At 46.5% G+C, this 15,125-nt stretch carries 12 protein-coding genes; 9 read left to right on the plus strand and 3 right to left on the minus strand.

The features are described 5' to 3' along the window. Positions 1–82: 82 nt before the first annotated feature. Entirely contained in the window at positions 83–1,558 is a 1,476-nt protein-coding gene (locus R8O11_RS13050; RefSeq protein ID WP_005377816.1) for a Na+/H+ antiporter NhaC family protein, read from the minus strand. An 18-nt stretch (positions 1,559–1,576) separates the two neighbouring features. Further along, positions 1,577–2,920, minus strand: coding sequence for a glutamine synthetase family protein (locus R8O11_RS13055; RefSeq protein WP_005377815.1), 1,344 nt, complete (start codon positions 2,918–2,920; stop codon positions 1,577–1,579). A 340-nt stretch (positions 2,921–3,260) separates the two neighbouring features. Between R8O11_RS13055 and R8O11_RS13060 the strand changes: the two genes are divergently transcribed. The 9 genes from R8O11_RS13060 (at position 3,261) to R8O11_RS13100 (ending at position 14,007) form a co-directional block, all read left to right on the plus strand. Continuing rightward, positions 3,261–4,007, plus strand: coding sequence for a gamma-glutamyl-gamma-aminobutyrate hydrolase family protein (locus tag R8O11_RS13060; RefSeq protein WP_005377814.1), 747 nt, complete (start codon positions 3,261–3,263; stop codon positions 4,005–4,007). A gap of 18 nt (positions 4,008–4,025) precedes the next feature. Then, positions 4,026–4,583, plus strand: coding sequence for an HTH-type transcriptional regulator PuuR (gene puuR / locus R8O11_RS13065; protein WP_005377813.1), 558 nt, complete (start codon positions 4,026–4,028; stop codon positions 4,581–4,583). Positions 4,584–4,618: 35 nt separating this feature from the next. Then, the gene (locus R8O11_RS13070; RefSeq protein WP_318194207.1) at positions 4,619–6,103 is read left to right on the plus strand and encodes an aldehyde dehydrogenase; all 1,485 of its coding nucleotides are present in this window, start codon (positions 4,619–4,621) and stop codon (positions 6,101–6,103) included. A gap of 37 nt (positions 6,104–6,140) precedes the next feature. Continuing rightward, on the plus strand, positions 6,141–7,418 hold the full coding sequence (locus R8O11_RS13075; protein WP_158173845.1) for an NAD(P)/FAD-dependent oxidoreductase: 1,278 nt from the start codon (positions 6,141–6,143) through the stop codon (positions 7,416–7,418). Between the two features lie 17 nt (positions 7,419–7,435). Then, positions 7,436–8,302 (plus strand): N-carbamoylputrescine amidase, encoded by an 867-nt coding sequence (gene aguB, locus R8O11_RS13080; protein WP_318194208.1) that lies wholly within the window; start codon positions 7,436–7,438, stop codon positions 8,300–8,302. A 12-nt stretch (positions 8,303–8,314) separates the two neighbouring features. Further along, positions 8,315–9,397: an agmatine deiminase gene (aguA, locus tag R8O11_RS13085; RefSeq protein WP_017633979.1), complete on the plus strand. Its 1,083-nt coding sequence runs from the start codon at positions 8,315–8,317 to the stop codon at positions 9,395–9,397. 54 nt (positions 9,398–9,451) lie between these two features. Then, positions 9,452–10,879 (plus strand): NAD-dependent succinate-semialdehyde dehydrogenase, encoded by a 1,428-nt coding sequence (locus R8O11_RS13090; RefSeq protein WP_213972317.1) that lies wholly within the window; start codon positions 9,452–9,454, stop codon positions 10,877–10,879. A gap of 14 nt (positions 10,880–10,893) precedes the next feature. Further along, on the plus strand, positions 10,894–12,165 hold the full coding sequence (gabT, locus tag R8O11_RS13095; protein ID WP_053350393.1) for a 4-aminobutyrate--2-oxoglutarate transaminase: 1,272 nt from the start codon (positions 10,894–10,896) through the stop codon (positions 12,163–12,165). Between the two features lie 345 nt (positions 12,166–12,510). Further along, positions 12,511–14,007, plus strand: coding sequence for an EAL domain-containing protein (locus R8O11_RS13100; protein WP_031777195.1), 1,497 nt, complete (start codon positions 12,511–12,513; stop codon positions 14,005–14,007). Positions 14,008–14,139: 132 nt separating this feature from the next. Here R8O11_RS13100 and R8O11_RS13105 read toward each other — a convergent pair whose 3' ends face one another. Continuing rightward, a complete protein-coding gene (locus R8O11_RS13105; protein WP_017820923.1) occupies positions 14,140–15,027 on the minus strand; it encodes a DMT family transporter in 888 nt (295 codons plus the stop codon). Positions 15,028–15,125 lie beyond the last annotated feature (98 nt).

Genomic DNA, 15,125 nt, shown 5'->3' on the forward strand with positions numbered 1-15,125 from the left:
AAGTAGTTTTAAGAGGATCATTTGACTTGATAGAACAAAACCCCGCTATTTTTGAGCAGGGTTTTGCAATTAGATAAAGGGGCTAACCGATGATGAAGAAGAAAATCGCGGTTGCAACAATACCAATCAACGCATAAGGAAACTGTGTGGTTGCGTGTTGCATTGCTGTACAGCCTGAACCTTGTGCAGATAACACGGTTGAGTCACTAAAGAAACAAGAGTGGCTCCCTGCCGCTGATGCTGAAAGCAGCGCTGCAACGGTTAAGTGTAGAGGCACACCAAGCTGTTCGCCCAAAGGTAGAACAATTGGCATCGCTACTGCAAACGTTCCCCAAGACGATGCCGTTGCAAATACCAACGCGCCCGTAATCATAAAGATAATCGCAGGGAAGTAAGACGCTGACAGGTAAGGGCTGACGGTCTCAATGACATACTGCGTGACGCCCAATGAGTCGTTGACCGATTTCAACATGAAACCACCAATAACGGTCGCAAGCGGCAGTAGCATAACTTTAATGCCATCATAAACAGCTTCGAACATGTCGTTCATCGAGATCAGTTTTTGTGCGCCGTAAAAGCTAATAGTAAAGATTAACGCGACGAAAACACCAGCAAGTAGATCGATACCAAAATACCAACTTGCGGCAACAAGTACGATCATTGGTAACAAGAAGTTGACAAGGCCCATGGTTGGGTTGGTATGTGCAGATACATCGGGACCAAAGTCGACATCTGTTGCACCGTCTGGACGAACTTGACCATTCTTCGCACGCTTTTCTGCCTTTTTCATCGCACCTAGATCTGGGATCTTTTCCATTGCAACCAGCAAAACAATCACCAGCGTTACCCAGCCGTAAGCCATGTATGGAATAGCTTCAATGTATGCTTTGATACCATCTCCCGCTTCTGCTACTCCGTTTGCTTCTAGCAACGAACTGAAGAAAATTGCCCAAGTGGAAATCGGTACGAGGATACAGATAGGTGCGGCGGTTGAATCCACAAGATATGAGAGCTTTTCACGCGAGATTTGGTAGCCGTCCGTAACTTTTTTCATTGAGGAAGAAATTGCAATCGCATTCAAATAATCGTCGATAAAGATCAGAATACCTAAAGCAAAGGTCATCAGCATCGATTGCTTACGGCTTTTTACTTTCGTGACTAGCATGTCGGAGAAGCTTAAGATACTGCCGCCTTTCTCCAAAATAGCAATTAGGCCGCCCATCAAACCACAAACGAGGATGATCCAAGCAATAGTTTCATCCATCATTACACTCATGGAAATATCAACAATCTGTTCTACCGCTTCAGTTGGGTTAAGCAGAAGAACACCGGCAATAGCGCCGCTAAAGAGGGCTTCCACTGTTCGGTGTGTTGTCAGCGCAAAGACCAATACCAACGCCGTTGGTAAAAGACTCATCCATCCGTAGGCTTCGCCTTCCTCATGGTTCAAACCGATTGTGGTAAAAAAGACAAACGTCGCAACCGAGATTAAAGAAACAATAATGTGTTGAGAGTTGATTTTAAGAGGCGCATCCAGCGCCTTGGTCTGCGTAGTCATAAAGTTCATTTCCTTTGTTTATGCCGAGTGCAACATCCAGTCGATTTCCAATGGAGTAATCGCTCGCTCAAATTCTGCGAGTTCACTCTGTTTGCAAGCTAGATACAAATCGATAAAATCTCTTGAGATGTATTGAGCTAGCTCACTGTGCTCCAGTCGCTCTAGAGCTTCTGACATACGCAGAGGTAACTCAATTGCATCATCACTGAGAGTCGGTGGACATTGATCTTTGGTGTAGCTTTCACTCGCTAATACTGCGGAAAGTACTACTGCAGCGAGAATGTATGGGTTAACGTCAGCGCCTGCTATACGATGCTCTATACGGCGATTTTTGCTATCGCTGATAGGCACACGCAACGCAACACCGCGGTGGTTTTCTCCCCAATCGGCTTTGGTTGGGACGTAAGCGCCAGGAACAAAGCGACGGTAAGAGTTAACGTTAGGACAGATTAGGGCCATGGCATCGGATGTTTGTGACAGCATCGCTGCCATGGTTTGATAGAAGAAGGCGCTCGCTTGACCGTCTGATTGGCTAAAGTGGTTGTTACCATCTGTATCAACCAAGCTGAGATGAATGTGCATGCCATTACCCGCTTGCTCACTAAAAGGTTTCGCCATAAATGTGGCGTCAAATCCGTGCTGATGAGCGACCTGGCGAATCAAGCGTTTTGCGATGATGATTTCATCACATGCTCGAAGTACATCTTTAGAATGGTTGAAGTTGATTTCGAACTGCCCTGGTGCCGATTCAGATAGGGCTCCGGAAGTGTTTAAACCTTGTTCTAATGCAATTCGATTAAGGTCGGCCAAGAAATCAGCGTAGTCATCTAGTCCATCAAGGTCGTAAACCTCGGTATCTTTTTCTCGAGTTTTTTTCGTGGGGTTAATTGCCGTTAATGGTTCGCCATTTTCGCCGCGGGTTTTGTCTATTAAATAGAACTCCAGCTCGAGCGCGACACAAGGATATTGGTCTTTAGCATGCAGTGTTTGCAATATAGAAGCGAGAATGTTTCGGATGAACAGTGGGTTAGGGTGCTGCCCGGTTTCATCCATCATACTAAGCAGTAGCTGACCAACTTGTTCTTTTGCCGTCGGCATTAAGGTGCCGCTGATTGGATAGCAGAGATTATCTGGTTCTCCGAGATCTTCTCCCAACCCGGCCGTTTCAACGACGTTACCTTTGGTATCTAGGGTGATGGTCGAAAGGGGGAGGGCAACACCTTTATTCAGTTTTTCTAGAGCATCTATCGGGATGCGCTTTCCTCTTGGGGTGGCATTTATATCGGTAAAGATGAGATCGATAAATTCAATATCGGGCCATTTTTGTTTAAAATTTTGTACTTCCTGTAGATACGATTCCATTTTCTTCTCCAAATAGCCTGACGAGTAGAAATTAGAAATAACCAAATTAACAAATAAATTACAGCACTCTGAACGAGTTGTTTGTTTTTTAGGTTATTTTTAATTTAAACATGCACTTACACTGTGTTTTTGATGTTTAACGGCTGGTTTTTATGTCTTTCTGTTAACTATTTTGTAACAGTTGGTTTTGTTTTGTTCAATATAATGAGCATAAATATTCAGTTTTGAAGCCTAAAAAGTGCGTCAGATCACGTTGTGACGATAATAATGGTCATCTGTGTTGATAATTTTGTACATGGTTTGTAGGGTTTGTGTTAAATAAATTGAACATGGACATATCATGGCAGATACACACAAACCCATCATTGGTGTGGTTAGCTGCGCTAAAGAGTTGGGTGGTTATCAGATACAAGCGGTCAACGACTTTTACCTTCGCGCCATAAAGGATTTTGGAGGACTACCGATTATGTTGGCTCCCGACATGTCGGGCGATGACGTAACCACCATCCTAGACATATGTGATGGTTTTCTTTTTCCTGGCAGCCACTCTAACGTTGCGCCACATCGATACAATGCAACGCACGAAGAGAGCTACAAAGATGAAGCTCGTGATGAGCTCTCATTCACGTTAATTCGTCATGCGGTTGACCAAAACATTCCGTGCCTTGGTATTTGCCGCGGTTTTCAAGAGATGAATGTCGCACTTGGTGGCTCGTTAAACCCAGCCGTTCATGACTCCGGCTTCAATGACCATCGTGAAGCGCCTGTTGAAGATTTCGAACAAAAATACGCGCCAGCACACGCTGTGCTAGTTCAAAAGCAGAGCTTATTTGAACAATGGCTGGTGCAAAATCATTGGGAAAATACCACCTTCTTTGAAGTGAACACACTACACAACCAAGGCGTCGATCAGCTTGCTCCTCTCTTACAAGTAGAAGCTAAAGCCCCGGATGGCTTGGTAGAAGCATTTAGTCTTCCTAATCAAAAATTTTTCGTTGGCGTGCAGTGGCACCCAGAATGGGAAGCAAAAACCAATCATTTCTCTCAAATTTTGTTCAATGAATTTATGATGGCTACCTCTCGTTAAACGTTTGGAGCTGTATGAATGGACAATCAAGAGATTGGTAAAAATATTGTTCAGTTACGAAAAAAACATGGATTGTCACAAAGGGAACTAGCCGAGCGCGCTGGTATTACCCATAGTGCAATCTCATCCATTGAAAATGGCAAAGTGAGCCCGTCGGTCAGCTCACTACAAAAAATCGTTAATGTATTTTCTTTATCGTTATCAGAGTTTTTCACTTTTGAACAACCTTCGAACGATGAAGTGAAAGTAGTCATCAAGCCGTCAGATCTTGTGGAAATCGGGAGCGAGACGGTGTCCATGAAACTGGTAACGAATGGCGACAAAGATCAAGTAATCGGATTCTTGATCGAGGAATACGCACCTTATGGAACCACTGGTGCGGCAGAAATCAAACACGAAGGCGAAGAGATTGGCACCGTATTAGAGGGCGAAATCACTCTGGAATATAAAGGGCAATCTCATGTCATAACAGCGGGCGAGTCGTACATTATTGATACGACGAAGCCCCATCGATTTACAAATCACACAGACAAGGCTTGTCGAATGATAAGTGCGCATACGCCAACCACATTTTAGTGGGGGCTTGCCTTGTGTGATCACAAGGAGAGCGTATGAAAACCCAAGAGCAATGGATTGAACTAAAAAACAATCTAAACATCGAAAACAGGGCGTACATTAACGGTGAATACAGTGCCGCTTTAACAGGGCAAACCATCCCGGTAGTTAACCCAGCAACAGATGAGATATTCACCGAAATCGCCCGTTGCCAAAATGAAGATGTTGATCTCGCGGTTTCATACGCTCGCCAAGCATTTCAATCCGGTCAGTGGAGCGAGAGCAGCCCAGCTCATCGCAAAGCAGTGCTTAAACAGTTTGCTGACTTGATTGATCAAAACAAAGAAGAATTGGCTCTGCTAGAAACGCTTGATACCGGTAAGCCTATCTCTCACAGCTTCTCTACCGATATCCCTGGTGCGGCGAGTGCATTACGCTGGTACGCAGAAGCAATCGACAAAGTATACGGCGAAGTTGCCCCAACTGAAAAAGATGTACACGCTTTTATTTCTCATCAACCAATTGGTGTGGTTGCTGCGGTTGTACCGTGGAACTTCCCCCTTTGGCTTGCGTGCTGGAAGCTTGGCCCTGCTTTAGCTGCTGGTAACAGCGTGATTCTAAAACCGTCAGAAAAATCTTCTCTCACCGCGATATTCCTAGGTCAACTTGCTTCTCGAGCGGGCTTACCAACAGGCGTTTTCCAAGTCGTTACGGGTTTTGGTCATGAAGCTGGCGACGCGCTGGCGAAACACCAAGACGTAGACTGCATCGCCTTCACAGGCTCGACGCGCATTGCAGGTCAACTGATGGTCAGATCGGGTGAGAGCAACCTAAAGCGTGTGTTTGCAGAAGCGGGCGGCAAGAACGCGAACATCGTGTTTGAAGATTGTGATGATTTAGACCGCGCAGCAGCAGACACCGCCGCAGGGTGTTTCTACAACCAAGGTGAGGTGTGCGTCGCGGCAACCCGCCTGCTTGTTCACGAAAGCATCAAAGAGCAGTTTATAGAAAAAGTTATTCAAGCGTCGAAAGCGTTCACGCCAAAAGACCCAATGGACCCAAGTTCATCCATGGGTGCGCTTATCGACCATGATCATAAATCAAAAGTGTTGGAATATATCTCGTTAGGTGAATCAGAAGGTGCAAACGTACGTTGTGGCGGCGATGTCGATGGGCAAGGTGCATTTGTTTCCCCAACCATTTTAGACAACGTCGACAACAAGATGCGTGTCGCTCAAGAGGAAATTTTTGGTCCGGTGCTGTGTGTCATTCCATTCAAAGACGAAGCGCAAGCAATCGAGATCGCTAACGATTCGAAGTACGGCTTAGGCGCGGCACTCTGGAGTAGCAATATCAACCGCGTTCATCGCGTAGCAAAACGACTGCAAGCCGGCTCGGTTTGGGTTAACAACTACAACGAAGGTGACATGACGGTTCCATTTGGTGGATTCAAAATGAGCGGAAACGGTCGAGACAAGTCTCTCCACGCGATTGAAAAATTCACCGAAACCAAAACCACTTGGATTCGCCTCCATCCTTAAGCCTGCTGACGATTACGATAAATAAAGGAATAGTTCTATGAACAAGCATACGGATTCGTTCTACGCGCACTCTGTGCCAAACATGCCGGAATACCCACAGTTGCAAAACGACATCGAGTGCGATGTGTGTGTAGTCGGTGCGGGATTTTCTGGTCTTTCTTCTGCACTACACCTTGCAGAAAAAGGTTTTAAAGTCGTTGTGCTAGAAAGCGCAAAAGTGGGCTTTGGAGCAACTGGTCGTAACGGTGGTCAAATCGTTAACAGCTACAGCCGAGATGTTGACGTGATTGAAAGCCGTTACGACCAAAACCAAGCAAAAGCTCTGTGCGATATGATTTTTGAAGGCGGCGATATCATCCGGGGTCTGATCGACAAATACGACATCAACTGTGATTACAAGCAAGGCGGCTTGTTCACGGCACTGAACAGTAAACAACTCAAAGGGCTAGAAGAGCATAAGAAGAACTGGGAGCGTTACGGCAACGACCAACTGACTCTGCTTGACGCAGGAGAAGTAGAACAAGCGGTAGGGACCAAAGTGTACACTGGTGGCTTGTTGGATATGCGCGGTGGTCACATTCACCCGCTTAAACTCGCGTTAGGTGAAGCCGCTGCGTTTATTTCTCTGGGTGGCCAAATCTTCGAACAGTCGGCGGTCGTGTCGATTGACAAAGGGATTAACCCAGTAGTCAAAACGGCGCAAGGTAGCGTGAAGAGCAAGTACGTGGTTTTGGCAGGTAACGCGTATCTTGGTGGGTTGGCACCAAACATCAGCAACAAAGCGATTCCGTGTGGCACACAAGTGGTGGCGACTCAGCCTTTGAGTGATGAGCAGCTAAAACAAGTGCTGACCAGTGACTACTGCGTTGAAGACTGTAACTACTTGCTTGACTACTTCCGCTTAACCTCCGACAAGCGTTTGTTATTCGGAGGTGGCGTGGTTTACGGCGCACGTGACCCAGAAAACATTGAAGCATTGATTCGTCCGAAGATGGAAAAAGTCTTCCCACAATTGAGAGGCATCAAGATTGATTACACCTGGACAGGTAACTTCTTGCTGACTTACTCACGCATGCCGCAATTTGGCTCGTTTGCAGACAACATTTACTACCTACAAGGCTACAGCGGTCACGGTGTAACGTGTACTCACCTAGCAGGTAAGTTGCTGGCCGAAGCTCTGACCGGACACGCAGAACGCTTTGACGCGTTTGCGGCTCTAAAACATTACTCCTTCCCGGGTGGCCGCCACTTCCAAATTCCGTTTACGGCAATGGGCGCGGCTTACTACAACCTACGTGACAAACTGGCGATTTAAGAGATAAGGAATATCCAATGAGCAAAGTAGTGAAATTTGCAGCCCTTCAACTGACGAAAAGCTGGGATCTGGAAGAAAATCTAGTTAAAGCCAAAAAGGCGATTCGTGAAGCAGCACAAAACGGTGCGAACGTGATTCTTCCTCAAGAGCTGTTCGCCGCGCCTTACTTCTGCAAAAAACAAGAAGCGAAGTATTTCGAGCTCGCAGAAGAGACGGCAAATAGCCACCTTATTCAGGAAATGAGCGCACTGGCGAAAGAACTCGGCGTGGTTATTCCTGTTAGCTACTTTGAAAAAGCGGGCAACACGTTTTTTAACTCGCTAGTGATGATAGATGCCGATGGCACGGTACTAGATAACTACCGCAAGTCACACATTCCTGACGGTCCGGGCTACAGTGAAAAGTACTACTTTAGCCCTGGCGATACCGGTTTCAAAGTGTGGCAAACCAAGTTCGGTAAGTTCGGTGCCGGCATTTGCTGGGACCAATGGTTTCCAGAGCTTGCGCGCAGCTTGGCTCTGCACGGCGCGGAAGCGATTTTTTACCCAACTGCAATCGGTTCTGAGCCTCAAGACCCAACACTGGATTCTCGTGATCACTGGCAACGTACAATGCAAGGTCACTCGGCAGCAAACCTCGTTCCAGTGATTGCGTCAAACCGAGTGGGCACTGAAGTCGATGATGGTATCGAGACGACGTTCTACGGCTCTTCTTTTATCACTGACCACACTGGTGCAAAAATTGCCGAAGCACCGCGTCAAGGTGAAACCATCATTTACGCAGAAATCGACCTAGCTACGACAGCGAAAGCGCGTCACGCATGGGGCTTGTTCCGCGACCGTCGTCCAGACCTTTACACCAGCGTTGGCAAACTAGCCGTTTAAAGAGGCGTTAAAATGAAGTTATCGACAACACCAGCGCAGGATGGCTTCTATTTTCCGGCTGAGTTTCAGCCGGTTAGTGAAGTTTGGCTAGCGTGGCCAGAAAGGAAAGACAATTGGCGTGATGACGCATTACCCGCGCAAGAAACCTTCGCCAGAATCGCGAACTTAATCGCGGAAGTGACCAAAGTGTGTGTGGCGGTGTGCTCGCACAACTTTGACCGAGCGCGTCAAATGCTTCACTCAGATGTACGTTTGGTGGAAATCCCATTTAACGATGCGTGGATGCGAGACATCGGGCCGACCGTGCTTGTTAACCAAGCGGGCGAGCGCCGTGGGATTAGTTGGCAATTCAACGCGTGGGGCGGCGAATACAACGGCCTTTACGACAACTGGCAGCAGGACGATCTTGTCGCTGGTTCGGTGTGCGACATCATCGGTATTGATCATTACCGCGCACCGTTTGTACTTGAAGGTGGGGCGATTCACACCGATGGTGAAGGCACCCTTTACACCACAGAAGAGTGCTTACTTAGTCCGGGGCGAAATCCACAGTTGAGCAAAGCGCAAATTGAAGAGCAGTTAAAGGCGTATCTCGGTATCGAAAAAGTCATTTGGTTGCCAAATGGTTTATTCAATGACGAAACAGACGGCCATGTTGACAACCTGATGCACGTTATCGCTCCGGGTAAGGTGGTACTGAGTTGGACCGATGACCCAAGTGATCCGCAATACGCGTTATCTCGTCAAGCGGAACAAGTACTGAAATCTCAGCACGATGCGAAAGGGCGCAATATTGAAATTGTCCGTTTGCCATTACCGGGTCCGTTGCATTACAGCGAGCGCGAAGCCAATGGCATTGACGCCAGTTCGGGAATGAGTCGACAAGCTGGCGAACGCCTAAGTGCCTCTTATGCGAACTTTCTTATCGTCAACGAGCATGTGTTCTTGCCGATGCTGGACGAAGAGACCGACGCTATGGCGATCGATATTTTGCAAAACGCGATGCCGGAATACCAAATCATCGCGATACCGTCGAGAGAGGTTCTACTCGGCGGAGGGAACATTCACTGTATTACGCAGCAGATCCCTGCTTAAACATAAACTCGCCGCTGGCTTAGCGGCGATGATGAGTTGTCAAAAGGAATGACCATGCAACAGATACAAAACCAAAGCCTTGTTTCGTTTATGGTAGCGAATCCACAACAGGGCATTGCAGTGACTAATCCGGCGACCGGAGAACTCCTCGGGTACGCACCAGTCTCAAGCGAAAACGACATTTTAAATGGCATTGAACGTGCCAGTGTGGCGCAGAAAGAATGGTCGGCACTGACAGCAAAAACTCGCGCTGGCATGCTCAATCTTTGGTTCCAACTTCTGTTAGAAAACAAAGCCGACCTTGGCCGCTTAATGACGTTAGAGCAAGGTAAGCCGCTAGCGGAAGCTCAAGGTGAAGTGCTTTACGGCGCGAGTTTTATCGAATGGTTTGCTGAAGAAGCGAAACGTACCTACGGTGAGACGATTCCTGCCCCAAGTGCTGACAAGCGTTTGGTGACCATCAAACAGCCGATTGGTGTCGCCTGTGCGATTACACCGTGGAACTTCCCAATTGCGATGATCACGCGCAAAGCAGGTCCAGCTTTAGCGGCAGGCTGTAGCTTTGTCGTAAAACCATCTGAATCTACGCCGCTGTCTGCGTTTGCGGTCGCTGAGCTTGCCTATCAAGCGGGTATCCCACGCGATGTGCTGCAAGTGGTATTGGGGGAAAACTCCCGTCAGGTCGGTGCTATCTTCACTTCGCATCCGTTGATTCGCAAGTTGTCTTTCACTGGCTCTACCCAAGTTGGTAGTGTGCTGATGCAGCAAAGCGCGGCGGACATTAAACGTACCTCAATGGAGCTCGGTGGCAACGCGCCGTTTATCGTATTCGATGATGCGGATATTGATGCAGCCGTGGCGGGTGCGATGGCGTCGAAGTTCCGTAACGCAGGCCAAACGTGTGTTTGTGCGAACCGTTTCTATGTACACAGCAAAGTGTATGACGAATTCGTTGCTAAGTTTGACGCTGCGGTTCAGCAGCTCAAAGTTGGTAACGGATTGGAAGAGGGGGTCAACATTGGTCCAGTGATCAGCGAGTCAGCGAAGCAAGGCATTCAAGCGTTGATCGATGGTGCTATCGAGCAAGGCGCGAAGCCGGTTTCAGAACTTAAAAAGCTCGATGGTCTATTTATGCAGCCAGTGGTTCTCAAAGACGTTACTCACGACATGAAGATTGTCTCTGAGGAAATCTTTGGCCCTGTCGCGCCAGTGATTCGTTTTGACAGCGACGAACAGCTAGTCGAAATGGCGAACGACACCATCTACGGTCTCGCGTCGTACTTCTACAGCCAAAACATTCACCGTGTTTGGAAAATCGCAGAAGCGCTCGAATACGGCATGGTCGGCATTAACGAAGGTATGATCTCTACTGAAGTGGCTCCTTTCGGTGGTGTTAAGCAGTCCGGTATCGGACGTGAAGGAGCAAAACAAGGTATCGATGAATACATGGACGTGAAATATCTCTGCTTTGGCGGCAACTAATTAAGGACAAAACAATGACAAACCAACAACTACACGAAAGAAGAAGCCAAGTTATCGCTCAAGGCATGGGCGCACTGTACCCACTTTACGTCGAGAAAGCAGAAAACGCTTACGTATGGGATATTGAAGGCAATAAATACATCGACTTTGCAGCAGGCATTGCAGTGACCAATACAGGGCACTCTCATAAGCGCATCAGTGAAGCGGTCAAAGCTCAGTTGGATAACTTTTCGCACACCTGCGCGATGGTTACGCCGTACGCGTCATTCGTTGAGCTGGCTGAAAAGCTGACAGAACTTGCACCAGGTGAGACTAAGAAGAAAGCGATCTTTCTTACTACTGGCGCCGAGGCGGTCGAAAATGCCGTAAAAGTGGCACGCGCTCATACAGGTCGTAGCGGCGTAATAGCGTTTAAAGGCGGCTTTCACGGTCGCACAAACATGACGATGGGGTTAACTGGTAAAGTTGCGCCGTACAAAGCGGGCTTTGGTCCTTTCCCGAACGAAATCTACCACGCGCCGTACCCAAATGCGTTCCACGGCATCAGCGTTGAGCAAAGCTTACAAGCAATCGACGATCTATTTGCTTGCGATATCGAACCTTCACGCGTTGCGGCGATCATCTTCGAGCCAGTACAAGGTGAGGGCGGCTTCTACAAAGCACCTGAAGCGTTTGCACAAGGCTTACGTCAGCTGTGTGATAAGCACGGTATCATGCTGATTGCCGATGAAATCCAAACGGGTTTTGCTCGTACCGGTAAAATGTTTGCAACAGAGTACCTAGGCATTGAACCAGACCTAATGACAATGGCGAAAGGCATTGCTGGTGGTTTCCCAATCTCAGCGGTAGTTGGGAAAGCGGATGTGATGGACTCTGCACTACCCGGTGGTTTAGGTGGCACTTATGCGGGCTCGCCACTTGGTTGTGTTGCAGGTCTTGAAGTGCTGAAAATCATCGAAGAAGAAAACTTGTGCACTAAAGCGATGGGCATTGGTGAAGTGGTCAATGCACGTATGACCAAACTGCAACAATCTGTGCCTGCTATTGGTGAAATCCGTACCACGGGTGCAATGATGGCGATTGAGTTTACTGACCCAGAATCAGGCAAACCACTGCAAGAGATGACCAAAGCGGTGATTTCTAAAGCGCAAGAAAACGGCCTTATTCTGCTTTCTTGTGGAGTAAAAGCGAACGTGATTCGTCTGTTACCGCCGCTGACCATTGAATCTGACGTGCTAAATGAAGGCCTAGATAAGTTGGAAAAAGTGATTCTTGAAGTGGCGTAATTCAAGCGCTTTTAAATAGCAATAACAAATCAAGGAAGCGGTTGGCATCAATCGTTTCCTTTTTGTTTTTTAGCGTATCTGCTGCCTATCTAAAAAGTATTGCTCAAGCTCCAAGTTGTCACTTTTATTACGGATGACTTAACAATTGGGTTCGTTCTTACTTTCCACTTAGTCGCTACTTTGTTCTCCTCGAATGCGGTTTGGTGCTCACATTCTAAATCTCGACATCTGAAAGCCACTTGAGTCTATAATTTTATTGAGCGTCATTCCTCACTTTTTGGACTATAAAAATGAGATAGTATTCATATCCCACTTAGGTTGCTTGACAGATTAGCAGGACGAACTTTGATAACAAAGAATACAAGGTATGCCATTTTACTCGGCTTAGTTCCCATCGCCATATTTGTAGTGGCCTTTCATTCGATAACCAACTTTTACGTCAACTCGGTAAAAGCGTCGAAAATAGATGCTTACGTAGATTATTTAAATCAAAGGTCTGCCTATTTGGACGGAGCAATAGTGAAGCAGATTGCTCAGTTAGATTTTACTTGTAGTGATAGTGATGTAAGAACTTTACGCGACCCACGTTTTTATAACCGTTACATTCGTTTTATTGCGATGACCACAGAAGGCGGAAAAACGTGTTCCACGGTTGGTAGTGAAGTGTCTCGCCCATCTAGTAGTGAACGATTTCAGATGGATGAAAACTTTTTCGCATCACTTATTTTGCCGCAACAGAATGACCAAATAGAGTGGATGGTCATTTATGATAATGAACACGTTGAAGTCTTCTGGGTACTTGATAACAGTTGGGTTAACGAGGTAATAAAAACGCCTTGCAAAGACTGCCTATTTGTAGAGTTTAAGTATGATGAACCAATATTTGGTGATTTAACGATAAGCCGTGGCAAAGCGAATATTGCAGGAGAAGAAAACGCACTGTCAAAAGAGTTTTTCTTTTCAGGAGAGTCTCAAGCCAACATGCTCATCAAGATATACAGCGGTGAAAAACTTAAAAATTATGCTCAGGAAAGAGTACTTTTGTGGGGCGGTCTTGTAAGTGTGCTTGCAGGTCTTGTGACTGCCTTTGCATACATATCTGGTAAAAGCTTGAGAAAATCCATTACAGGTCTAATTGAAAATGGGATTAGTAATACAGAATTTATTCCTTACTACCAGGCGATTGTCGATAGTCGCGATGGTAAGACAGTAGGATATGAAGCTCTGATTCGATGGTCGCGACGTGATGGAATGGTGCCACCAAATATGTTTATTGGTGCTGCAGAAGAAAGTGGCCTGATTATCCCGATGACCAATCAGCTTATTCGTAAAATCATACAAGACTTAAGTGACTTGCCCGAGCATACGTGGGTCAGCATCAATATTGTTTCCTCCCATTTAGAGTCAGGCGTATTAACGAAGTTGCTGTCGGAGTTAAATTGGCCAATCTCGAATAGAATTCATTTTGAGTTGACCGAGAGAATACCAGTAAAAGACACTGAGGCCGCGAAAAAAGAGATTTTGTATTTAACGAATAAAGGCTACAAGTTCAAAATTGACGATTTTGGTACCGGATATGGTGGCTTTTCTTACCTACAAGATTTGGGCATCCGGTGTGTAAAAGTGGATAAGATGTTCATTGATCCAATAGGATCTGACGATCAAAAGTTGAAAGTGCTGGACTCAATTGTGTCTGCAGCGAACAAAGCGGAATGTGAGATGATTGCAGAAGGTGTAGAGAGCCAGGCTCAAGTCGAATATCTGGCTCAGCATGCGATTTACCTTATTCAAGGTTATGTTTACGCTAAACCAGAGCCCCTGACTAACCTTGCAAGCGCTTAACAGCCATAATGTCAAAACGTACCGTTTTAAAGGTGTCAGTTGCCTAGGTTAGCGCTGATTTCTGCTGATGGGGTTACACTTGAGGATTCCTAACACTCTCATTACTTCTAGAGTGTTAGGAATTAACGTTACTTAGGAGGAGAGTGCGGCTCTTTTCGTTTTGATTGACGTAATGAGCTGAGGTAGTAATGACATTACGATCATTCCTAGCATTAAGCTGTATTGCAGAGGAGTGAACGTTTCCCCCAATAGCAGTAGGCCCGAAACAATGCCTGCGACTGGGTTTGCAATACCACCAAAGGTAAAATCTACGACCGACATCCGCTGTAATAACCATACATACATGCCATACCCTAATGCGGTGTTCAGAATAACTACCCACAGTAACCCTAGAATATTCGTCATGGATACGTCCTGAACGACCGTAACATATGGCTCTGGATTGTTTATCGCCAGCACACTTGTTGCGATAGACATAATCACGCCACCCAAAATGAGCTGCCATGTTAGCACTGTCCACCAGTGCATTTTTGTACCTAGTGACTTTGTTACGCTACTTCCTATCACGATGCACATAATGGCGGAGATCATCGCAAGTAAGCCCACGGGTTCGAGAGAAATAGAGCTAGGATCAAATAAGAACCAAGCTAAAGCAATCAAAGTTGCGCCGCTTATCGCTTGAATGCCACTAGGCTGACGTTTGTAGACCGCCCAACCAAACAGCATCGCAAAAACGGGGACCGAAACCATACCAACACCAGAGATGGCAGAAGGAAGCGTCAACGCCATGACAAAAATGAGACCAAAGAAGCAAGCGATGTTGATGGTTCCTAAAACAAGCAGCACTTTCCACTCACTTCTTTTTGGAAACGAGGGCTTTATTGCCAGCAACAAAAGACCCGCAGGCAGTGCCCTTAGAGCACCAAGTAAAACGGGAGGCCAGTCCGGTAGAGTAAACTGAGTAACAGCGTAAGTCGTCCCCCAAAAAAAGGCAGGAATCATCGCAAGTAAAATGTTCATGTTAAATATCTTTATGTAGAGATAATTAAATGTAACGATATCGGCAAGGTGGCTTTTTGTAAAGTATCTTTATGTTAAAATAAAAAATATATGATGTT

It is taken from the genome of Vibrio sp. 1288 (genome assembly GCF_033344475.1).